This is a genomic window from Klebsiella sp. WP8-S18-ESBL-06 (assembly GCF_014169755.1).
GTDB lineage: Bacteria > Pseudomonadota > Gammaproteobacteria > Enterobacterales > Enterobacteriaceae > Kluyvera > Kluyvera ascorbata_B.
In genome coordinates this window covers 989,317-1,009,877 of sequence record NZ_AP022256.1, presented here as the reverse complement: position 1 = coordinate 1,009,877, position 20,561 = coordinate 989,317, and the positions used below count along the sequence as shown (strand labels likewise).

Here is a 20,561-nt window from a genome sequence, read left to right as displayed (position 1 = left end):
AATATTTTCGCAATTGTTTAAAAAAAGTGAGTTTTATCACAAAGGAAATTCATCTCATCCGCGTTACGCCGACACCTGCTGTAGATACTGCCGCAGCCAGCTTCCGGCAGCGCCCAGCGGGGCTTCTTTATGCCACAGCAGATCGATAGAAACCGCCATCGGCCAGCCCGCAATATCCAGCATCTTCAGCTCCGCCGATCGAGAAAACTCCTCTACCAGCGCGCAGGGCAGCGCACACCAGCCTAACCCCTGTGCCGCCATGCTCAGCAGCATCAGGTAGTTTGGTGCCGACCACACCGGGCCGCGCGCGGGCGTGGCGCGATTTTCCAGATAAGTATTCAGCCGGAGCTCGCGCCAGGTTCGCAGCTGCTCCCATTCCACTTTCGACTGCGCGGCCAGCGGGTGCCCCGGCGCAACGTAAATCGCCATATGCGTGCGCATCGGCAGGCGAGTATGGCCAATGTCGGTGGGATAGTCGTCGCGCGCCTCAATCAGCCCCACCTGTGCGCGGCCTTTTTGCAACAGATCGACCACATCGTCGTCTTCACCCACCAGGCACTCAAACTCCGTATGCGGAAACCGCCGGTCGAACTGCGCCAGAAGATCTTCCAGCACGTCAGGATGCAGCGTATCGGAGAGCACAAACGCCAGCCGTGCCTCGGTTTCACCACTCAGCGACACGGCCAGCTCATCGAGCCGTTCGCTGGCAGCCAGAATGGCCTGAACATAGCTCAATACCCGCTGGCCTTCCGCCGTCAGTACCGGCTGACGCGCGGAGCGATCGAAAAGCGTGACGCCAAGATCCACCTCCAGGTGGGCGATGGCCGTACTGACCGTCGATTGGCTCTTGCGCAGTCGACGGGCTGCGGCCGAAAACGAGCCACAGGAAACGGTTTCAACAAACGCGGTCAGGGCTTCGGGGGAATAGCGCATGAAGTATCTACTTTATCGATGGATTCTATCTTTTACTTATCACATTTCCCCATAAAATGCGCACAACCGTATTCCATAAAACAAAGGTCATCACATGCAGCAAGATTTATTACATCGCAGAAAGCTCCCGGAGCGTATTTTTCATGCCGTTTGCTTTGAAGGCATCGCCACCGCGATCCTTGCGCCCACCGCCGCATGGCTGATGCAGCGTTCGGTGCTGGAAATGGGCGGGCTGACGATTATTCTCGCCACCACCGCCATGGTGTGGAACATCATTTATAACGCCGTCTTCGATCGCCTGTGGCCCGTCACCCGCGTGAAGCGCACGGCAAAAGTCCGAGCCCTGCACGCTTTAGGCTTCGAGTGTGGGTTTATTGTTATCGGCGTCAGCATTGTCTCGTTCGTGCTCGGCGTCACGCTGCTCCAGGCGCTGACGCTGGAGATCGGTTTCTTCCTGTTCTTCCTGCCCTACACCATGCTCTACAACTGGGCGTACGACACCCTGCGCGATCGCATCATGAAGCGTCGCCAGCAGAATCTCTACGCACAAAATTAATCCTCTTTTCAGGCCGATAGCCGTCGGCCTGGAAATGTTCAGCCACACGAAAAGCTAATTATGGTAAATTATCCGCCATTTTTTTGGTTTTATGGTTGATACATTCGAATAATGTCTAAAATCTGGTCTAAAGAAGAGACTCTATGGAGCTTTGCCTTATATGGCACTGCCGTCGGGGCGGGAACCCTTTTCCTGCCCATCCAGCTGGGCGCCGCCGGCGCGGTTGTGCTGTTCATCACCGCGCTGGTTGCCTGGCCATTAACGTACTGGCCGCATCGCGCTTTATGCCAGTTCATCCTCTCCGCTAACACGCCGGCTAGCGTGGGTATCACCGGTGCCGTCACCCATTACTATGGGAAAAAGATCGGCAGCCTGATCACCGCGCTCTACTTTATTGCGTTCTTCGTGGTGGTGTTGATCTATGCGGTTGCCATTACCAACTCACTAGCGGAACAGCTCTCCCGCTATCGGCCGGTTGATTTGCCGCTGCGCGCGCTCATCAGCCTGGGCGTGGTCGTGCTGCTGAACCTGATTTTCCTGACCGGTCGCCAGACCACCATCAAGGTGATGGGAATGCTGGTATTCCCGCTGATCGCCTACTTCCTGTTCCTGTCCGTATACCTGACCGGCAGCTGGCAGCCTTCGCTGCTGACGACGCAGATGGAGGTCAACACCCATACGTTACACCAGGTGTGGCTTTCCATTCCCGTGATGGTTTTCGCTTTTAGCCATACGCCGATTATTTCGACCTTCGCCATCGACAGGCGAGAGAAATACGGCGAGCAGGCCATGGGTAAATGCAAAAAAATCATGAAGGTGGCGTATCTGATTATCTGCCTGAGCGTGCTGTTCTTCGTCTTCAGCTGCCTGTTGTCGATTCCGCCGTCATACATTAATACAGCGAAAGAGGAAGGCGTGACCATCCTTTCTGCGCTGTCGATGATGCCCAACTCGCCTGGCTGGCTGTCGATTTCCGGCATTATTGTCGCGGTCGTGGCGATGTCGAAATCGTTCCTCGGCACCTACTTTGGCGTGATTGAAGGCGCAAGCGAGATGGTAAAATCGTCGCTCAACCAGGTGGGCGTACGCAAAAGCCGCTCGTTCAACCGCGGCCTGTCGATCCTGCTGGTGTCCACGGTGACGTTTATCGTCTGCTGCATCAATCCGAACGCGATATCCATGATTTATGCTATCAGCGGCCCGCTGATTGCCATGATTCTGTTTATCATGCCAACGCTGTCGACCTACCTGATTCCCACGCTGAAACCCTACCGCTCTATCGGCAGCCTGATTACGCTGATTGTCGGCGTGATGTGCGTGTCGGTGATGTTTTTGGGTTAAATCCCCAGCGGGCAGCCTGGGCTGCCCGCTGTTCTTCTGCTATATCAGCTCAAAAATCAACATATTCCACGAATGCCGTAGGACCACCAGCGTCAGTTGACCGTTATCCGGCGCCGCCAGCGTAAGCGACACCGGCACCACATTATCGGGTCGTTCAAAACTGTTCACCTGTCGATAATCGTCACTCTGCAACTGTGTGTGCGACACGGGCTTGAGCACCATAAAACCGTTCAGTTGGAGCCGCAGACAGTAATCATCATTAAGATCGTGATTGGCGATAAATACCGCCAGACGGCCGCTGTCAGCATCAAACGTCGCGGCGGTTTCCAGCGCAACATGCTGACCATGGTGCCCCGTCTCGCATAAATCAATCTCGCAAACCGCTTTTAACGCGACGCCTTTGGCGTGGTGGGCCACATCACGGAACGGGTAAAACGTGGTCTGACGAATCGCAGCTCCACCGGGCTGAGTCGAGATCATCCCGCCTTCGTTCACCAGTAGCGACTGACAGGCAATTTTCACCCGGTCGGCGTAATTGAGAAAGGTACACAGCACACCGCCATACACCACGGCGTCGAGCTGTGAAAAGCTGGCATAGCCATAATCTTGCTGCTGGCCGCCCGGTATCGCACCGGACTCGGTAACGACGCCCCATTCGTCGAAGCTGATCGCCATGCTTTTATCTGAACCGCGACGACCTTTCACAAAATCGCAGGCGGCAATCACCGTATCCAGGTAGCGACGCAGATCGCTGAACAACCAGGGGATATCGCGTTCATCTTCATGAGCCGCGTAGACCAGCTGTTTATCCGGGCGATAGTTCAGATAGCGGTGCAGGGAGAGATAGTCAATATCGTCGTAGCATGCTTCGAGTACGATACGATCCCACTCGCCAAATGTCAGATGCCCTGCTTCATTGGTGCAGGAGCCGCAGGCGATAGTCTGAGATTGGGGGTCCATCCATTTGATAATTTTGGCCGCCTCCCGCGCCTTGCGCGCATACTCCTCTGCGGTCAGCGCGCTAATCTGCCATTTTCCGTCCATCTCATTGCCCAGGCACCATAGACGAATATCGTGGGGCTCCTCAACGCCGTGCGCGCGGCGCAGCTCGGCCCATGCCGTTCCGGAATACGTATTGCAATAGTCCACCAGCTCACCGGCTTCCATCGGCGTCCCGGTCCCCAGATTACAGGCCATGATTAATTCAATGCCCGCATCGCGGGTAAAGGCGGCAAATTCGTTGGTCCCGACCGCATTGGTTTCCAGCGCTCGCCACGCCATCTCTTTTCTCACCGGACGCTGCGCCTGCGGCCCAACGCCGTCCAGCCAGCGGTAGCCTGACACAAAGTTTCCACCAGGATAACGTAGACCACTGATGCCCGCCTCCGCCATCAGGGCCTTAACGTCCTGGCGAAAGCCGTGAGCATCAGCCTGCGGGTGCTCCGGTTCATACAAACCGTTATATAAGCAGCGCCCCAGGTGCTCGACGAAAGAGCCCATCAGCCGGGGAGAAACGTCACCAATAACATAGTGCCTATCAAACAAAATATGGGCATTTTTCATCGTGTCTCTCCTTAGCGCGAAAACAGTTCATGTTCGATGCGTCCCATCGTCCGGCGATCGAGCTTGTAAAACAGCTGAAACAACAACCAGCTGGCGGCGTATCCGCCCGCCGGAATACCGGCCATCAGCAGGTAAATACCGGAAATCGCCGTATCGCTTTGCTGCGCCGCATCCGGAACATAACCGTAAAGGGAGAGAATTCCGCCCACCAGCGCTCCGCTAACCGCCAGCGAAACCTTCAGCGTAAAGAGATTGCTGGAAGCGCACAGCCCTGCCATTCTTTTTTTCAGCTTCCATGCACCGTAATCATCCGCATCGCCAACAAAACTCCATAAAATCGGCGCACTGGTCAGATGAACAACCGACAGCACAAAATAAAAGATAAACATCAGCGTCAAATTGTCAGGATCAATAAGATAGAACGCCAAAGACAATACCACGAGACACAGCTTGACATATTTATATACCGCCACTTTACAGAAATAGCGCGTAAACAAAGGCGTAATCAAACAGCCAATAATTCCAGCAACGATACCCAGACTCATAAATAAAGTACTCAACCAATCATTGAGATGCAGAATATATTTAGCAAAATAGATCGCTACCGCGCCGCGAACAAACGAAGGGAAGCAGTCCAGAAACATCCCTAATGAACAGACAATAAGCTGATCGTTCTTTAATGCGTGCCCAATATTCTTTAATACCCCGTCGCTGTTTTCACTCTCTGGCTCCACTCTTTCGGTGGTGGTACGGAAACAAAAAACAAACAGCGCCAGCGCCAGCACCGCATACAGCGTCACCACCCAGAAAAATCCGGTCTGCCGATTGCCGCCGCCGAAATACTGCACCAGAGGCAGCAGCGTAAACGTACAGAACAATCCGGCAACCGCGCCAGCAATGCAGCGATACTGCTGGCAGGAGACCCTTTCCGTCGCATTTCCCGTAATCACACAGCCAAGCGAGCAGAACGGAATATTTACTGCGGAATAGAGCAGCGAGAGCAGCAGATAGGTAAAAAAAGCGTAGATAATCTTGGCATTGGCCCCCAAGTCCGGCGTGTAGAACATCATCATACAGCTCAGGGTAAAGGGCACCGCGCACCAGAGCATCCAGGGACGATAGCGCCCCCAGCGGCTTTTCGTTTTATCAATCATGGCGCCATAAAAAGGATCAAAAAAAGCGTCCACAATACGTACCAGCAAAAAAATCGTGGCCACCACCCCGGCATCAATGCCATAAATATCGGTGTAAAAAAAGGCCAGAAACATGGTAATCGGATTAAACAATAAATTGCAGGCGGCATCGCCCGAACTAAACCCTATTTTTTCAAATACACTCAACTTCTCCACGGCCCTGTTAGGCGTCATATTTATATCCTTATGGCGAATAATTAATAGACATTTATTAATAAAGCAGCGGATGAAGTTTAATAAAAGCGGGTGACGGTTTCATGCTATGCACATGGACAATATAGCTGGTAAAATAAATATGTGAACTGCATTCCGTATATCGATAGGGAAATAAGAGAAACGTTAATATAGACATGTAATAGCAGGAAAATTATTCAATAGTCCAAATTAACGATTCATCGCTAAACGCAAGAATAATACCGGGGATATGTCCCGGGGAAGGCAGTAGCCGCCCCCGGGAAAGACGCGAGGCTTACAGCGCCATATCATGCTGCGGCGAGGCGGTCGCCGGCTGTTCTACCGGTTTAGCCTGCGCGACCGGTGCGGCGGGCATCTGAATAACCGGCGGTTTGGTCAGTTGCAAGGTGGCGGCCGTGTCATCCCATACCTGCTGGGTGAGCGCGGTATTACCATTCAGATTCTGGCCAAAGCTCGGCACGATGCTGCGGATTTTGCTCTGCCATTCCGGCGAGTTAAACTGCTCAGGGAACAGCTTTTTAATCACGTTCAGCGTAATCGGCGCAGCCGTTGACGCACCGGGCGATGCGCCCAGCAGTGCAGAAATCGTGCGCTGCTGGTCAACCACAACTTCAGTCCCCAGCTTCAGCACACCGCCTTTGTCGGCGTCTTTCTTAATAATCTGCACACGCTGACCGGCCTGGATCAGCGTCCAGTCTTCCTTACGTGCTGCAGGGTAATACTCTTTCAGTGCCGCAAAACGATCGTCGTCGCTTAACATCACCTGGCTGATAAGATATTTCACGAGATCAAAGTTATCCAGGCCAACGTGGGTCATCGGCATTACGTTGCTGGTCGTGGTGGTGCTTAGCAGATCGAAGAACGATCCCTGCTTCAGGAACTTGGTGGAGAAGGTCGCAAACGGCCCGAACAGCACCACGCGCTTACCGTCGATAAAGCGCGCATCAATATGCGGTACCGACATCGGCGGCGCACCCACGGACGCCTGCCCGTAGACTTTTTCCAGATGCTGGCGAGTGACATCCGGGTTCTCAGTCATCAGGAAGGAACCGCCCACCGGGAAGCCCGCGTAATTATCCGCTTCCGGAATACCGGTTTTCTGCAACAGCTTCAGCGCGCCGCCACCAGCGCCAATAAACACGTACTTCGCGTCAATCGCGTGCTGTTTACCGCTACTCACATCTTCAATGGTCACATGCCAGGAGTTATCGCCGTTGCGCTTAAATTCGGTCACTTCAGAGGAGGTTTGCAGCGTGAAGTGCGGGTTCTTTTGCAGGCTGCCGATCAGCTGGCGAGTAATTTCACCGTAGTTAACGTCCGTCCCCACCGGCGTCCAGGTCGCGGCCACCTTCTGCTGTGGGTCACGGCCAGCCATAACCAGCGGCGCCCATTCGGCAATTTGCTGATGATTGGTTGAGAATTTCATGCCCTGGAACAGCGTGGTTTTTTGCAGCGCATCGTAGCGTTTGCCGAGGTATTCCACGTTTTTATCGCCCCACACGAAACTCATGTGCGGCGTCGAGTTAATAAACGCATGCGGATTATTCAGCACGCCGCGCTTAACCTGTGCCGACCAGAACTGGCGGGAAATCATAAACTGTTCGTTAATTTCCAGCGCTTTGCTCACGTCGATAGTGCCGTCCGGGCGCTCCGGCGTGTAGTTTAATTCCATGTTGGCCGAGTGGCCGGTTCCGGCATTATTCCAACCGTTAGAAGATTCCAGGGCCACCTTGTCGAGTTTTTCGACCATGACCTGTTTCCAGTCAGGCTGTAATTCCTGCAGCCAGGTGCCCAGTGAGGCGCTCATGATGCCGCCGCCGATCAGCAGAACATCGGTTTTTTCCGGCGTATCGGTATTGGCGTAAGCGGTTGAATTCACCAGCAGCGCAAGCGCGGCCAGCGAGAATAGTTTTTTATTAATTGCAGGCATAATGATGATATTCGCATAGCAGAATGTATTGAGTGCGACAATAGTAGCGCACTTTTACATTATTTTAAAATATCACCCATATTTAATTAAAAACATTAACAATATGCCCCTACCCGCTTTTTTTAATTAAAAAAAGCAGCCGCATTCTTTGCAAGGAAATAAAGTTAATATTCTCCTTTATTCGAGTATCAATTAATGCAGGCCAAATTCTGCCATTAACTGTTGGCGAAGACGGACAAATTCGCTGCTGCTGCGCTCACGCGGACGCGGCAGCGTGACCTCAATGGTACGAATCGGATCGCCCTTGATTTTTGGTAATATCAACACCCGATCGGCCAGATAAATCGCCTCTTCGAGATCGTGCGTCACCAGCACCATCGTCATTTTTTCCGCGTCACGGATGCGCACCAGCTCTTCCTGCATGGTGATTTTAGTCATCGCATCCAGCGCCCCCAGCGGTTCATCCAGCAGCAGGATCTCTGGCTGAATCGTCAGCGCTCGCGCAATCCCCACGCGCTGCGCCATGCCGCCGGAAAGCTGGTTCGGCAAGGCCTGCTCACAGTGGCTCAGCCCCACCAGTTCAATCGCCTCTTTCGCCCGCGCCCTGGCCTGCTTGCGCGCAACGCCTTGCACATCCAGGCTGAAGCTGACGTTTTCCAGCACCGTCAGCCATGGCAACAGGCGCGGCTCTTGAAATATGACCGCCCGCTCGCGGCTCATACCGTGCACCGCCTGACCGTCGATAATCACATCGCCGGCGTCAGGTGTTTCCAGCCCCGCCAGAATACGCAGCAGCGTGGTTTTCCCGCAACCGCTCGGCCCGACGATAGCAATACTCTGGCCGCTTTCAATCTGTAAATTGAGGTCGCGGAAGACATCAAACGGCTTGCCTTCAAGGGAGAAGGTCTTACGCAAGCTGCGAATTGAGATATCGCCGCGCGGGGTTTGTATCGTCGCCGTCATCATACACCTTCCGTTTTGAGCAAAATGTTTGAGGCTTTTAACTGGCCTTTTTTCAGCACGCCGTCGCGCTCAAGAATATCCAGCCAGAACTGCACGTCGTGCGGCTCAGACTGCCCGCCCTTACGCACGCCGTAGCCGGTGAAGTACTTCGCCACTTCCGGGTTTTCACCGCGTTCTTTGAGGATGTTAGCCATAATTTCGCGCACTTTTTCCGGGTTATCACGGGCAAAGTCCAGCGCACGCGCAGATTCCACAACGAAGACGCGCGCTGCGTCAGGATGCTGCTTCACGAAATCCGCACGCAGCACCGTAAAGCCGCCGGCAATCGGGCCGAGCACATCAGCATCGTTGAAAATAGGACGCAGGCCGCCGTGGCTACGCGCCGCGCCTTCAAAGGTGGTTTGCCAGTAGCCAAACGCCGCCACGTCCACCTGCCCGGAACGCAAGGTCTGCTCGAGCTGTGGGCCCGGCACCGCAACCGGCTTCGCCGCGTTTTCCGGCAGGTTCGCCTGGTGCAACGCTTCACGCAGGGTGTAGTCCAGATGCGCACCCAGGGTATTCACAGCGACGCTTTTTCCGACTAAATCTTTGATGGACTTAATCGGGCTATCTTCCTTCACGTAGAAGATAGATTTGGTGGTCTCATTGATGCCGTTGGTCGGGTATGCCGCCACGAAGTCGTTGCCGTTGGCGATGGCGTTAATCACCGCAGGCGTCGCCGCCGAGCCAATATCAATGCTGTTAGAAGCCAGCGCAAATAACGACTCCGGGCCACCGCTGGCGTAGCCGGCATTTTTGATCGCTACGCCGGTGCCTTTAAAATACCCCAGCGCTTCCGCTAATTCGTGCGCGGAAATACCGCCGTAGCTCGCCATATAGCGCATCGTGACCTCTTCCTGCGCCCGTACGGAGGCACTCATGCCAACGAGAAAAAGGACCGCTACCCACACAAAATAGATCTGTTTTTTCATTATTTATATTCCCGTCAGGCTAGATGTAAAAACGCAAAATAACGTGCAAAATTAATGGTTACGAGAGTTCCAGCGACACAGTCGGCGTTGCAAAATGACCAGAATGGCATTCGCTAATAACCCGGCAAAAGCCAGCAGAAATATTGCCGCGAACATCATGGGAATTTGGAAGTTATATTGCGCATTCATCACCCGAAAACCGATGCCCTGATTAGCGCCAATCATCTCAGCGGCAATCAGCAACAGCAGCGCAGTGGTCGCTGACAGGCGCAGGCCGACAAAAATAGAAGGAACGGAAGCCGGGACAATCACCCGGTAAAACAGCGTCAGACGGCCTGCGCCGAAAGTGCGCGCCATTTCCAGCAGCTTACCGTCCACCTCTTTCACGCCGCTAATGGTCGACAGCAGAATCGGGAACAGCGCCGCCCAGAAGATGACGAATACTTTTGAGGTTTCCCCCAGCCCCAGCAGCAGGATAAAGATCGGGTACAGCGCCAGCGCAGAAGTCTGACGGAAGAGCTGTAAGATGGGGTCCAGCGCCTGTTCGAGCGGGCGAATTTGCCCCATAAACAGTCCCAGCGGAATGCCCACCACAATGGCAGCGGCAAAGGCCAGACCGGCTCGCTGCAGGCTAATGGTGATGTCCCCCAGCAGCGCCCCTTCGGTTATGCCGTTCCACAGCGCGACGAAGATTTTATCCAGCGGCGGGATCACCGCGGCGTTCAACCAGCCCGCGGTGCTGGCGATTTGCCAGCCGGCGAAAAACAGCGCCAGCAGGCCATAACGGGCAATCAGCGACAAACTGCGCTGATACCACAGACCGTAGGCCGGCGCGGCGGCGCGGCGGGCCTTCAGACGAATACGCGTAGCGGAATAAAACATAGCTCCTCCTCAGGCCACTTTGGCGTTGCGCGCAGCGCTGTAGCGGTTTTCGGCAAACGGCAGCCCCAGATTTTCGCGCAGCGTTGTGCCTTCATAGCGAGTGCGGAACACCCCGCGCTTTTGCAAAATAGGCACCACCAGCTCGATAAAGTCATCCAGCCCGCCCGGCAGCCAGGGCGGCAGCACGTTGAAACCGTCGGCCGCTTCGTTCTCAAACCATTCCTGCAGCGTATCGGCCACCTGCTCAGCGCTGCCGACCACGGTAAAGTGCCCGCGCGCGGTCGCCACCCATTGGTACAGCTGGCGGATAGTGAAATTGTTGTCATCGGCGATCTGGCGGATCAGCTCAGGACGCGACTTCATGCCTTCCGTCACCGGCAGCGGCGGCAGCGGGCCATCAGGATCGAATTTCCCCAGATCGATCCCGCCACCGGCCAGACCGTTCAGTAGCGCAATGCCATCGGCTTCGACGATAAGCGAAGTCAGCTTGTGGTATTTTTCTTTGGCTTCTTCCTCGGTACGCCCGATAAACGGCGCAACGCCGGGCATGATCAGCACGTGATCCGGATTACGGCCGACCGCCCTGGCGCGAGATTTGATGTCACGATAAAAAGCCTGCGCCGTCTCGAGATGTTGGTGGGAGGTAAAGATCACTTCCGCCGTGGCTGCCGCCAGCGCCCGACCGCTCTCCGATTGCCCGGCCTGTACGATAACCGGTTGACCTTGCGCCGAGCGCGCGACGTTCAGCGGGCCGCGTACTTTAAAGAATTTGCCGACGTGGTTGGTGTCGTGCACCTTTTGACGATCAAAGAACTGCCCGGAGGCCTTATCGCGCAGGAACGCATCATCTTCAAAGCTATCCCACAGTTTTTTCACCACCTCAACGTGCTCTTTCGCCCGCTGATAGCGGTATTCATGCGGATGCTGGGTATCGAGGTTGAAATTGTGCGCTGCCGCTTCCGTCGCCGTGGTCACCACGTTCCAACCCGCGCGGCCGCCGGAGATCAAATCCAGCGAGGCGAACTTTCGCGCCAGATTATAGGGTTCTTCATAGGTGGTGGATGCGGTGGCGATAAAGCCGATATTTTTGGTCAGCGGCGCCAGCGCGGAGAACAGCGTGAGCGGCTCAAAACCGGCTACCTTCGCCGTGCCGCCGTCGGTTACGCCAGAGGCCGGGATCGCCAGACCATCGGCCAGAAAGTAGGCATCAAACAAGCCGCGCTCGGCGGTCTGCGCCAGCTGCTTATGAAATTCGAAACTGGTTGCGCCGTCGGCAGGCTGATCCGGATGCCGCCACGCCGCAATGTGTTGACCGCCGCCGGGAAGAAAAGCGCCTAATTTGATTTGTCTGCTCATTCTGGTTTTCTCCTGATTCATTGCCGGGGAGTGGGCTGAAATCAAGATAGCCAGAATGAGCCGCCATTCTGAAATAACAAATATTGAGTTCGTTATTTACATTTTTGCAATAAGAAATCCATGCCGTTACAACAATACGTTATTAGCTATCCGCTTTTGCTTCTTCGGTCCGGGCATGTTCGCGAGCATTTTTACGCTGCCAGGCAGGCAGTTCCGACAGCGCAATCCCTTCCGGTACCACCTGATGCTTCAGGCAGGCAACCCGCTGAGCCCGATAAATGCCGGTATAGCCAGAGACCAGATAAGCCATCACGCAGGCCATCGCCGCGTACACGCCAACGTCGGCGCCGAACAGCTCAATAGCCATCAGGGTAGAAGCCAGCGGCGTGTTGGCGGCACCGGCAAAGACCGCGACAAAGCCCAGCCCTGCCAGGAAGGCAAACGGCAGATGCAACAGCGGCGCCAGCGCATTACCCAGCGTCGCGCCGACATAAAATAGCGGCGTCACCTCGCCGCCTTTAAAGCCGCTACCCAGCGACACGACGGTAAAGACCAGCTTGCCGAGAAAATCCCACGGTGCCAGCGGGTGCTGGAAGGCATCAACGATGGTCGGTATGCCAAGGCCGATATAACGATCCGCGTGCAGCAGGTAAACCGCCAGCGCTACCATTATCCCGCCAATAAACGGGCGCAGCGGCGCATAGGCCACGTATTTCTTCATGATGCCGCCAATCAGGTGCGTGGCATCCGCGAACGCGCGCGCCGCCAGGCCAAAACAGCCGCCGGCGATAATCACCGCACCCAGCGTCCAGAGCGACATCGGCGGGATCAGCGACATTGCATAGTGCGTATGGTGCACGCCCCACATCAGGCCAACCTGGTCGGCAATCACCGCCGCCAGCAGGCAGGGGAAGATGGCGGTGTAGTGCATCCGGCCAATCGCCATCACCTCCATCCCAAATATCGCCCCGGCCAGCGGCGTACCAAAGACGGAAGAAAAACCGGCGCTCACCCCGGCCATCAGCACCATTCGCCGCGCATCGTTATCAAGATTCAACAACGGCGTAAAACGGTCGGCGATAGAGGCGCCCATTTGCACGGCGGTGCCTTCGCGGCCGACCGAAGCACCAAACAGATGCGAAACCACGGTGCCGATAAACACCAGCGGTGCCATTCGCAGCGGGATCGTATTCGCCGGATTATGCACTTCTTCGAGGATCAGATTGTTTCCCGCCTCTACCGAACGGCCAAAGCGCAGGTACAGCCAACCGACGGCAAACCCGGCGAACGGCAACAGTCCGATCAGCCAACGATGGCCGATGCGTGTGGCGGTGGCCCAATCAAGCGAAAAGAGAAACAGTGCGGAAGCCGAGCCGACAAGCACGGCAATCACCGTAGCCACAAGCAGCCACTGCACAAGAAAGAAAAGCGTATTTTTACGTGCGAAACGTTCAGAGATCATTGACGCATCCTTAGATGAATTGATCATCCTGGACGCGGTAGAGGTGTGCCTGTTCATTCCCGGTCCAGGAATAAAAACAGGCATCATCAGCCACACGGCGGTTCAAGGGGGAATGCCATCCCCTGTCGCGCTATATTAGCACACGAATCGTTTCAGCCAAGCACTTTGCGCACGAAACTATTTCAGCGTTTCCAGCGGAAACGGCCGGTCCTGCACCACGGTTTTCATCACCAGCGTCGAACGCAGGTGCTGTACTCCCGGCATCGCCGAGAGCTTCTGATCGTAGAGCTGCTGGAACGAAGAGAGGTCGCGCGTCACGACCTGCATTAAATAGTCCGGGTCGCCAAATAAACGCTGCGCCAGCACAATCTGTGGGATATCTTCGACCGCTTCTTCAAAGGCGCTCACCGCGTTACGATCGCCCTCTCTCAGCGTGGCAAACACCAGCGCGACAAAATTAAAGCCCATCTTGCCCGGATCGAGATTGGCGCGATAGCCGGTAATCACCCCTTCCTGCTCCAGCGCACGCAGGCGCCGATGGCACGGCGACAGGCTCAGATTCACCCGTTCGGCGAGTTCGGTAATCGATAAACGACCATCGGCCTGGAGCTCAGCAAGAATTTTTCGATCGATACTGTCCATTTAGAAGATTCTCTCTCTTACCATCCATTTCAAGCATAACATTGAAAGCTCATTGCGCGGCAATACCGTTATTCTTTCTCGACCACGACTCAAGTGATTCGAGAATAACGCAATGACAAATCATGAAGGATGTCCACCATGGCAATGAGCTTCGTCGCCGGCTTCTGGCTGGTGTCGTTTCTGCTGATCGTGACGCCGGGGGCCGACTGGGCCTATACCATCAGCGCGGGTATTCACGGACAGCGCATCGTACCGGCCGTCGCGGGGCTTATCTCAGGGCATCTGCTGGCGACCCTCGTGGTGGTGGCCGGCGTGGGCGTACTGATTGCCGGGCACCCGATGGCGCTAACGGCAATAACCCTGCTGGGAGCAGCCTATCTGCTGTGGCTCGGCATCGCGCTACTGCGTCGCCCGGCAACGATATCCACCGCCCGCCAGCTAAGCGGCGGCTGGAATCAGTGGGCGCTGAAGGGACTGTGTATCAGCGGCCTGAATCCAAAGGTTTTTCTGCTGTTCCTTGCGCTGCTGCCGCAGTTTACCGACCCTCACGGCCAATGGCCGGTGGCGCTGCAGATGTCGGCGCTGGGGTTGATGCACCTGATCACCTGTACACTCATCTATTTACTGGTGGGCTACGGTTCGCGCGCGCTGTTGGCCAGCCGCCCGCAGGCGGCGCGGGTCGTCAGCCGGCTCTCCGGGGGATTGATGGTGATTATCGCGGCAATTCTGCTCGTTGAGCCGCTGCGCTAATGGGTGAGAGCTGCGCCAGCCGGGCTGGCGCAGGGGTTCAGGCGCGAATATCGTCGTATTCGCGAGTGTTATCAAATTCATGTTTCGCAAACGGGCACAGCGGAATCACTTTACGCTGCTCCTGGCGCATTTTCGCCACCACTTTTGCCACCAGCTGTTTGCCAACGCCCTGCCCTTTAAGGCTAGGATCAACGTCGGTATGCTCAATAATGCTCAGATGCTCGCCCGTTGGTACAAAGACGATTTCGGCGACCTGATTACCTTGCGCATCGTTCACATAAAACTTGTTATGCCCTTCCAGTATTTCCATCGCACCCTCGTTTAGTCATGATGACGGTATTTCAGCGCCCCGCTTGGGCAGGTATCAATCACCCGCACCACCGTAGCCACATCCACTTCGTCCGGGATAATCCACGGTTTACGCTTCAGGTTAAACAGTTTGCTGCTGCCCCTGACACAGTTACCGGAATGCTGACAAATGCCAGTATTGAAATAGACATCGATTTTTTCCCCGGTATAGACGCGATACCCCGCATCCAGTAGTTCCTTATCCATGACATTGCCTCTATTTATTTATATGGTTCGAGGCTAAGCATAGACCTGAGGCAATGGGGATCGCCACTCATTTCACCGTCACTTCATTGCGGATGCGGTTCTGGAACTCGGTCGACAGGGCGGCAAACTTCTGCATTTTGTCCGAGAGCTCGCGGATCACCCGCGCGCTGTCGTTAGATCGTCCGTAGACATAGTCAAAATAGACCGTGCAGTCTGCCAGTTTGCAGAGCTTGGCGTAATCATCCTGTAAATGAGGGAAGTAGATAAAGATCAGTGCCTTGATTCTGGAATGCAGCTGGGTGTTATCACCGTTAATGCTGGGGTGGGTACTACGGTATTCTGCATCCTGTTTTTTCTTTATTTTGGCGAGAAAAAAATGAATGCTTGCCAGCCGCTGAGTATGCCATTCGATTTCCATTGCCAGCAGCTCCTCATATTTTTGCAGCATCTTCTGCTGCTTTTCCTCTTCTCTTTTTAGTTCGAACTCATCTCGCATCTTTTGTTCAATTTTCAGTTCGGTGCGCATGATAAGAAACCATCCACCTCCTAAAACTAAAAAACTCACGATGAGCAGTAATACTACGGCAATAGCGTTGTCCATACACAAACCTCTTCGATGATGTGAATACGAAAGACGTGGGGTAAGAGCGACACAACGGCGTAGTAACATTAATTAATTTGTTCACGCGATACGCGGTGGACGTTTTGCGGCGAGGAAAAAGAGAACCCCGGCATGCTTCGCCGGGGGTTTCACTGATGCTGGTAAGCGTTAGAAGGAGTAAGCGACGCCTACGCGGAAGCGGGTCTGGCGGTCGCTACGGTCGTTAACGCCCACGTTGCCCACTTCACCGTATGGCGCCCAGTTTTTGTCAATTTTGTACGCCACTTTCACGTTGTATTCCTGGGAGTACGGCTTGTTGTTGTTACGCGCATTGCCTTCAGAGCTACGTGCATATACGTAGTTCAGCTCGGTACGCCAGTCGCCAAACACATAGCCAGCCCATGCGTCACCACGGTTTACCTTATCGTCGTCTTTATTCGCATTTGACGGGTAGCGGGTATAGTCATAACGGTAGCGTGCCGCTACATAGAAGCCGTTGTCAAAGCTGTATTGCACTCGCAGGTTTGGCTTATAAATAGAACGGCTGTCGTTACTTTCAATATTAAAGCCCGGCTGAATAGAGAAGTTTTTATTAAATTTGTATTGATAGCTAATAGACTCTTCATGACCATTACCGACAAAGTCGGCAAACGGCTGATTAGTATTATCACCACCCGATTTCCATTTTGCTTCTACCGAGAAACCAAAGCCATTTGCGAAACGATGAGAAACCGAAACACGGTCGGCGTTAGTTTTATCTGTTTTGCCACCATCAATAAACTCATGACGCAAATCGACCGTTACCGCAGAGGCTGCGAAGGATGCACCACATAATGCCATCAGGACCAGAGATTTTTTAAACATGCAATAACCCTCAATTGGAATTGTGTTTCATTTTTATGGAATTGCATTTTATTTTTTTGCGAAAGATATTTTAGTGATCGAGATCGTAAAGATTTATTTCATAACTGCACGAAATGAAAGGACGTGACAGGTGTCAAGAAAATAGGGATTGACGAACAAAAAACACCGCCACAGATCACACCAAAGATTAATTTACATTGAGCTTACATAACTTTAGATAAGATATTTATTCATTTATTTTCAATGGCTTAAATTACAATAATTTCATGCGTTATTTTTTTATTATCAATAATTCACCTTCCCAACAATATAAATATTAAGAATTAACCAAATAACATTGCAGCATTTGACACACTTTCAGGCGATATCTAACGGCATCGATTGAACTTTTCTGGATCACATTTCTCAGCTTCTCTCATTCTCACTTTTTCCATCTCTGCCATGTTTATTCGGTTATTCCTTATCATCTCACGCCGAGGCCTGCATGCTGGAGAATGTCATCATCAGATAATCAGCTTCCCGCTCTTTCAGACCAGGCTGGTTATCGCTGCGCTTAAACCCCTCTCCCGTTCGTTCTCTCTGTCGCGAGAGCGAACGCGACGCGCTTTCTTGCGTGCCAGCTGACTCACAATGTGAATGCCGTGGGTGAGAGATGACAGCATGCGCACCATTATGCATAATCGTGCAAATTCAACGATAAACAGGCAAAAGACATGTTAGCCAGCCAACGAAAACAGCAGATCCTGGCCATACTGGCACGAGATAAACAGGTGCAGTCGACCGGGCTTAGCCAGCACTTTAATGTTTCTGAAGATTCCATTCGCCGGGATTTACGTGAACTTGCCGCCGCCGGGTTACTCCAGCGCGTCCACGGCGGCGCACTGCCGGTTTCCGCCGCGATCGCGCCGTTCGAAACAAGAAAAAATGTGCAAATAAACGCGAAGAAAACCATTGCCCGGGAGGCCGTCGCGTTAATCAACCCAGGGCAAGTCGTCATTATCGACGGTGGCACCACCACCTCAGAGATGATCGCACTGCTGCCAAAGGCGCTGCCTCTCACCGTTGTGACCCATAGCCCACATATCGCCGTTGGATTGGTTGACTACCCGGAAGTAGAGGTCATTCTGCTCGGTGGTACGCTGTTTAAACACTCGGTGGTTACCACCGGAGCGGCAATGGCTGAAGCCGCCAGTAGAATCAACGCCGATCTGTTCTTTATGGGCGTGACGGGCGTGCACCACCGCGCGGGCTTTACCACCGGCAGTTTCGAAGAAGCGAGCGTAAAACGACTGCTTAGTGAGAGGGCTTCAGAGACGGTCGTGATGGCCTCCCACGAAAAAATCAACGCCGCCTCCGCCTTCGCCATTGGCGAACTTAGTCTGGCCAGCACGCTTATCGTCGACGGGGAGCTGGACGCATCGCTGTCCGAGGCGCTGGTTCGCAGCAACGTCGCGCTTATTAACTAACCAGGGCTAACCACGTCCTCTCCAGGCTTATCCTTAGAATGGCCTCTGCGCTGGCGAGCGGCGTTATGATCGACGCCACCTTTGCCACTCTGGCAGGCCGGTGACAAAACTATCCCTATATATGCTAGCCATGAGGCCATTGATAAATAACCTCTCGCATAGTTCAATGAATGCATAAGAACTTACGCATTGATTGTTTTAAGGAAGCTTATGTCCGTATCCCATTATTACCAGACTAAGCCGGATGGTTATGTTCGCTTCGAACAATCAGGAAAGTCTATGGAGGGCGAGTTCTACCGTTATGAGTCATTTGGTCAAGATAGTGATCCAACGTGGGGTTATATCAGGCCGTTTAATCGGGTCATCAGGCAACAGCTCATCGACAATTTACAGGCGCAACATGGCATCGACCTTCAGACGTTCACCTCTCAAGGTGACCTGATCACCTGTGATGCATTTGTGACCCACAAAGATTTGCAAGCAAGACACCAGGTGGTGCTTGATGCCTTCGAATTTATTGATCAATCGGAGCTGACAACTGAACAAGAACTCATTGCTCACTGCCGGGTCGATTTACTCCGACGCCAATACATTGTTGGTCGTCAGCTAAACGAGCCCAAAGAGACGTTAGATAACCTCAATGCCGAGTTTCTAAAATGGGTCACCCCTTTCTACACGCCGCTGCGCTATGAGCGGAAATGGCTAACCCGGCATCGTGAAGGACTGTTTCGTTTGGCGATAGTGGTTACTGCCGCTGTTCTCGCCTATTTTCACTTTAGCTAGCCAGGACATTCACAACATTAGCGCCACCATCGGCCATGGCGATATTCCCGGCGCTAGCCACGAGGGTATTTTGCCCCACAAACACCGAGACGACACCGCCATTGCTGCCGGTGACGTCATCGCGCTGATGCGCTTTTCGTATCGAAAAGCGCCATCCCTGAAGGCAGGTAAATATCTTTCGAAAAACAGCGGCCCGGCTTAAAGTGCCGGGCCGCTATCGACGGACAAACATCCCTATCAAAACACGAACATTACTCAGCCAACGTGCCCTGCAAAATAGCCAGCGCGGCGGTAAATTGTTTTTCCGTAATGGTCAGCGGATAAAGGAAACGAATGACGTTGCCATAAGTCCCGCAGGTCAGCAGCAGTAAGCCTTTTTCCAGCGCACGCTGCTGGACTTTTTGCGCCAGCGCGGCGGAAGGCTCGCCGCTTTTAGGGTCGACAAACTCTGCCGCCACCATCGACCCCAGGCCACGCACCGCGGCAATGCTCGGGTTACTTTCTTTTGCCGTAACCAGCGCCTGGGTCAGCCGTTCACCCAGCCGACGCGCGCGATCGCAGAGCGACTCTTTCTCAATGATATCCAGCACCGCGTGTGCGGCAGCGACCGCCAGCGGGTTACCTGCGTAGGTGCCGCCCAACCCGCCCGGCGCGGGCGCATCCATGATTTTTGCATTGCCCACTACGCCGGACAGCGGCATACCGCCCGCCAGGCTCTTGGCCATGGTCATCAAATCAGGTTTATCGGCATAATGATCCATGGCAAACAGTTTCCCGGTACGGGCAAAACCACTCTGCACTTCATCGGCGATCATCACGATCCCGTGCTCATCGCACAGACGACGAATCGCGCTGACCAGCTCTTTCGGCGCGACGTTAAAGCCACCTTCCCCCTGTACCGGCTCAAAAATAATCGCCGCGACTTGTTTAGCGTCGATATCCGCTTTAAACAGACGTTCGATGGCTTTCAGCGAATCTTCAACGGTGATGCCCTGCAGTTCAGAAGGATACGGTGCATGATAGACCGACCCCGGGAACGGGCCAAAGCCCAGCTTGTAAGGGGCCACTTTACCGGTCAGCGCCATGGTCATATAGGTGCGTCCGTGGAAACCGCCGCTAAACGCAATCACGCCGGGACGGCCCGTATAGGCGCGGGCGATTTTTACCGCGTTCTCTACCGCTTCGGCGCCGGTGGTGAAAAAGGCCGTTTTTGCCGGGCCGCTCACCGGTGCCAGCGTATTGAGCTTTTCGGCCAGGCTGACATAGCTTTCATAAGGCACGATCTGGTAGGCCGTATGGGTAAACTGCTGGAGCTGCTTTTCAACCGCCGCGACCAGATCCGGATGGCGATGTCCGGTGTTCAACACCGCGATACCGGCGGCGAAATCGATGTACTCTTTACCTTCGACGTCGGTGAGCGTCGCGTTTTCCGCCGACTGCGCGAAGAAGTTGCACATCACGCCAACGCCGCGCGGCGTGGCAGAAAGACGACGTTGATGAAGTTCGTTATTGCTCATGTTTTCAGACCTTTTGGTTATTCATCGTTAATCGAATT

General features: G+C 54.1%; 20 protein-coding genes and 1 riboswitch. Of the genes, 5 read left to right on the top strand and 15 right to left on the bottom strand.

The window, feature by feature from the left end; all coding sequences use genetic code 11:
- Positions 1-63: 63 nt before the first annotated feature.
- Positions 64-933 carry a LysR family transcriptional regulator gene (locus tag H7R76_RS04885; RefSeq protein ID WP_182967105.1) on the bottom strand — a complete coding sequence of 290 codons (870 nt, stop codon included), beginning with the start codon at positions 931-933 and terminating at the stop codon, positions 64-66.
- Between the two features lie 94 nt (positions 934-1,027).
- Between H7R76_RS04885 and H7R76_RS04880 the strand changes: the two genes are divergently transcribed.
- The gene (locus H7R76_RS04880) at positions 1,028-1,489 is read left to right on the top strand and encodes a multidrug/biocide efflux PACE transporter (RefSeq protein ID WP_106925869.1); all 462 of its coding nucleotides are present in this window, start codon (positions 1,028-1,030) and stop codon (positions 1,487-1,489) included.
- A gap of 111 nt (positions 1,490-1,600) precedes the next feature.
- Positions 1,601-2,830 (top strand): amino acid permease, encoded by a 1,230-nt coding sequence (locus tag H7R76_RS04875; RefSeq protein WP_182930077.1) that lies wholly within the window; start codon positions 1,601-1,603, stop codon positions 2,828-2,830.
- 39 nt (positions 2,831-2,869) lie between these two features.
- Here the strand turns inward: H7R76_RS04875 and H7R76_RS04870 are convergent, their stop codons facing one another.
- From H7R76_RS04870 to H7R76_RS04830, 9 genes are all read right to left on the bottom strand, one after another.
- A complete protein-coding gene (locus tag H7R76_RS04870; protein ID WP_182967103.1) occupies positions 2,870-4,393 on the bottom strand; it encodes an alpha-N-arabinofuranosidase in 1,524 nt (507 codons plus the stop codon).
- Positions 4,394-4,404: 11 nt separating this feature from the next.
- Positions 4,405-5,760: an MFS transporter gene (locus H7R76_RS04865; protein ID WP_182967101.1), complete on the bottom strand. Its 1,356-nt coding sequence runs from the start codon at positions 5,758-5,760 to the stop codon at positions 4,405-4,407.
- Between the two features lie 295 nt (positions 5,761-6,055).
- Positions 6,056-7,711, bottom strand: coding sequence for a malate dehydrogenase (quinone) (gene mqo / locus H7R76_RS04860; protein ID WP_106925865.1), 1,656 nt, complete (start codon positions 7,709-7,711; stop codon positions 6,056-6,058).
- A 192-nt stretch (positions 7,712-7,903) separates the two neighbouring features.
- Positions 7,904-8,677, bottom strand: coding sequence for an ABC transporter ATP-binding protein (locus H7R76_RS04855; protein WP_182967099.1), 774 nt, complete (start codon positions 8,675-8,677; stop codon positions 7,904-7,906).
- Positions 8,674-9,645: an ABC transporter substrate-binding protein gene (locus H7R76_RS04850; protein WP_106925863.1), complete on the bottom strand. Its 972-nt coding sequence runs from the start codon at positions 9,643-9,645 to the stop codon at positions 8,674-8,676. The genes H7R76_RS04855 and H7R76_RS04850 overlap by 4 nt, the downstream gene beginning before the upstream one ends.
- A 51-nt stretch (positions 9,646-9,696) precedes the next feature.
- On the bottom strand, positions 9,697-10,527 hold the full coding sequence (locus tag H7R76_RS04845) for an ABC transporter permease (RefSeq protein ID WP_106925861.1): 831 nt from the start codon (positions 10,525-10,527) through the stop codon (positions 9,697-9,699).
- Between the two features lie 9 nt (positions 10,528-10,536).
- On the bottom strand, positions 10,537-11,883 hold the full coding sequence (locus H7R76_RS04840; protein ID WP_182928536.1) for an LLM class flavin-dependent oxidoreductase: 1,347 nt from the start codon (positions 11,881-11,883) through the stop codon (positions 10,537-10,539).
- A 142-nt stretch (positions 11,884-12,025) separates the two neighbouring features.
- Entirely contained in the window at positions 12,026-13,345 is a 1,320-nt protein-coding gene (locus tag H7R76_RS04835; RefSeq protein ID WP_106925857.1) for a voltage-gated chloride channel family protein, read from the bottom strand.
- Positions 13,346-13,415: 70 nt separating this feature from the next.
- Positions 13,416-13,477: riboswitch (Fluoride riboswitch) on the bottom strand.
- A 45-nt stretch (positions 13,478-13,522) separates the two neighbouring features.
- Positions 13,523-13,987: an Lrp/AsnC family transcriptional regulator gene (locus H7R76_RS04830; RefSeq protein WP_106925855.1), complete on the bottom strand. Its 465-nt coding sequence runs from the start codon at positions 13,985-13,987 to the stop codon at positions 13,523-13,525.
- A 138-nt stretch (positions 13,988-14,125) separates the two neighbouring features.
- Here H7R76_RS04830 and H7R76_RS04825 point away from each other — a divergent pair, with 138 nt between their 5' ends.
- Positions 14,126-14,737 (top strand): LysE family translocator, encoded by a 612-nt coding sequence (locus H7R76_RS04825; RefSeq protein WP_182967097.1) that lies wholly within the window; start codon positions 14,126-14,128, stop codon positions 14,735-14,737.
- Positions 14,738-14,774: 37 nt separating this feature from the next.
- Here the strand turns inward: H7R76_RS04825 and H7R76_RS04820 are convergent, their stop codons facing one another.
- From H7R76_RS04820 to H7R76_RS04805, 4 genes are all read right to left on the bottom strand, one after another.
- Positions 14,775-15,047 carry a GNAT family N-acetyltransferase gene (locus H7R76_RS04820; RefSeq protein WP_106925851.1) on the bottom strand — a complete coding sequence of 91 codons (273 nt, stop codon included), beginning with the start codon at positions 15,045-15,047 and terminating at the stop codon, positions 14,775-14,777.
- A gap of 11 nt (positions 15,048-15,058) precedes the next feature.
- Complete coding sequence (yjdI, locus tag H7R76_RS04815; RefSeq protein WP_182930071.1) at positions 15,059-15,292, bottom strand: 4Fe-4S mono-cluster protein YjdI; 234 nt, start codon at positions 15,290-15,292, stop codon at positions 15,059-15,061.
- Positions 15,293-15,359: 67 nt separating this feature from the next.
- Positions 15,360-15,893: a hypothetical protein gene (locus H7R76_RS04810; protein ID WP_182930070.1), complete on the bottom strand. Its 534-nt coding sequence runs from the start codon at positions 15,891-15,893 to the stop codon at positions 15,360-15,362.
- Positions 15,894-16,061: 168 nt separating this feature from the next.
- Positions 16,062-16,757 carry a porin gene (locus tag H7R76_RS04805; protein WP_106925845.1) on the bottom strand — a complete coding sequence of 232 codons (696 nt, stop codon included), beginning with the start codon at positions 16,755-16,757 and terminating at the stop codon, positions 16,062-16,064.
- Positions 16,758-17,470: 713 nt separating this feature from the next.
- Here H7R76_RS04805 and H7R76_RS04800 point away from each other — a divergent pair.
- Both H7R76_RS04800 and H7R76_RS04795 read left to right on the top strand, forming a co-directional pair.
- Positions 17,471-18,223, top strand: a complete 753-nt coding sequence (locus H7R76_RS04800) for a DeoR/GlpR family DNA-binding transcription regulator (RefSeq protein WP_182967095.1) — start codon at positions 17,471-17,473, stop codon at positions 18,221-18,223.
- 210 nt (positions 18,224-18,433) lie between these two features.
- Positions 18,434-19,006: a hypothetical protein gene (locus tag H7R76_RS04795; RefSeq protein WP_182967093.1), complete on the top strand. Its 573-nt coding sequence runs from the start codon at positions 18,434-18,436 to the stop codon at positions 19,004-19,006.
- Positions 19,007-19,257: 251 nt separating this feature from the next.
- Here the strand turns inward: H7R76_RS04795 and puuE are convergent, their stop codons facing one another.
- The gene (gene puuE / locus H7R76_RS04790) at positions 19,258-20,523 is read right to left on the bottom strand and encodes a 4-aminobutyrate transaminase (RefSeq protein WP_106925837.1); all 1,266 of its coding nucleotides are present in this window, start codon (positions 20,521-20,523) and stop codon (positions 19,258-19,260) included.
- Between the last annotated feature and the right edge of the window lie 38 nt (positions 20,524-20,561).

What these genes read in the sequence shown, in the direction of transcription:
- H7R76_RS04885 (WP_182967105.1), bottom strand. Translation starts at nt 933, where the DNA reads ATGCGCTATTCCCCCGAAGCCCTGACCGCGTTTGTTGAAACCGTTTCC.
- H7R76_RS04880 (WP_106925869.1), top strand. Translation starts at nt 1,028, where the DNA reads ATGCAGCAAGATTTATTACATCGCAGAAAGCTCCCGGAGCGTATTTTT.
- H7R76_RS04875 (WP_182930077.1), top strand. Translation starts at nt 1,601, where the DNA reads ATGTCTAAAATCTGGTCTAAAGAAGAGACTCTATGGAGCTTTGCCTTA.
- H7R76_RS04870 (WP_182967103.1), bottom strand. Translation starts at nt 4,393, where the DNA reads ATGAAAAATGCCCATATTTTGTTTGATAGGCACTATGTTATTGGTGAC.
- H7R76_RS04865 (WP_182967101.1), bottom strand. Translation starts at nt 5,760, where the DNA reads ATGACGCCTAACAGGGCCGTGGAGAAGTTGAGTGTATTTGAAAAAATA.
- mqo (WP_106925865.1), bottom strand. Translation starts at nt 7,711, where the DNA reads ATGCCTGCAATTAATAAAAAACTATTCTCGCTGGCCGCGCTTGCGCTG.
- H7R76_RS04855 (WP_182967099.1), bottom strand. Translation starts at nt 8,677, where the DNA reads ATGATGACGGCGACGATACAAACCCCGCGCGGCGATATCTCAATTCGC.
- H7R76_RS04850 (WP_106925863.1), bottom strand. Translation starts at nt 9,645, where the DNA reads ATGAAAAAACAGATCTATTTTGTGTGGGTAGCGGTCCTTTTTCTCGTT.
- H7R76_RS04845 (WP_106925861.1), bottom strand. Translation starts at nt 10,527, where the DNA reads ATGTTTTATTCCGCTACGCGTATTCGTCTGAAGGCCCGCCGCGCCGCC.
- H7R76_RS04840 (WP_182928536.1), bottom strand. Translation starts at nt 11,883, where the DNA reads ATGAGCAGACAAATCAAATTAGGCGCTTTTCTTCCCGGCGGCGGTCAA.
- H7R76_RS04835 (WP_106925857.1), bottom strand. Translation starts at nt 13,345, where the DNA reads ATGATCTCTGAACGTTTCGCACGTAAAAATACGCTTTTCTTTCTTGTG.
- H7R76_RS04830 (WP_106925855.1), bottom strand. Translation starts at nt 13,987, where the DNA reads ATGGACAGTATCGATCGAAAAATTCTTGCTGAGCTCCAGGCCGATGGT.
- H7R76_RS04825 (WP_182967097.1), top strand. Translation starts at nt 14,126, where the DNA reads ATGGCAATGAGCTTCGTCGCCGGCTTCTGGCTGGTGTCGTTTCTGCTG.
- H7R76_RS04820 (WP_106925851.1), bottom strand. Translation starts at nt 15,047, where the DNA reads ATGGAAATACTGGAAGGGCATAACAAGTTTTATGTGAACGATGCGCAA.
- yjdI (WP_182930071.1), bottom strand. Translation starts at nt 15,292, where the DNA reads ATGGATAAGGAACTACTGGATGCGGGGTATCGCGTCTATACCGGGGAA.
- H7R76_RS04810 (WP_182930070.1), bottom strand. Translation starts at nt 15,893, where the DNA reads ATGGACAACGCTATTGCCGTAGTATTACTGCTCATCGTGAGTTTTTTA.
- H7R76_RS04805 (WP_106925845.1), bottom strand. Translation starts at nt 16,757, where the DNA reads ATGTTTAAAAAATCTCTGGTCCTGATGGCATTATGTGGTGCATCCTTC.
- H7R76_RS04800 (WP_182967095.1), top strand. Translation starts at nt 17,471, where the DNA reads ATGTTAGCCAGCCAACGAAAACAGCAGATCCTGGCCATACTGGCACGA.
- H7R76_RS04795 (WP_182967093.1), top strand. Translation starts at nt 18,434, where the DNA reads ATGTCCGTATCCCATTATTACCAGACTAAGCCGGATGGTTATGTTCGC.
- puuE (WP_106925837.1), bottom strand. Translation starts at nt 20,523, where the DNA reads ATGAGCAATAACGAACTTCATCAACGTCGTCTTTCTGCCACGCCGCGC.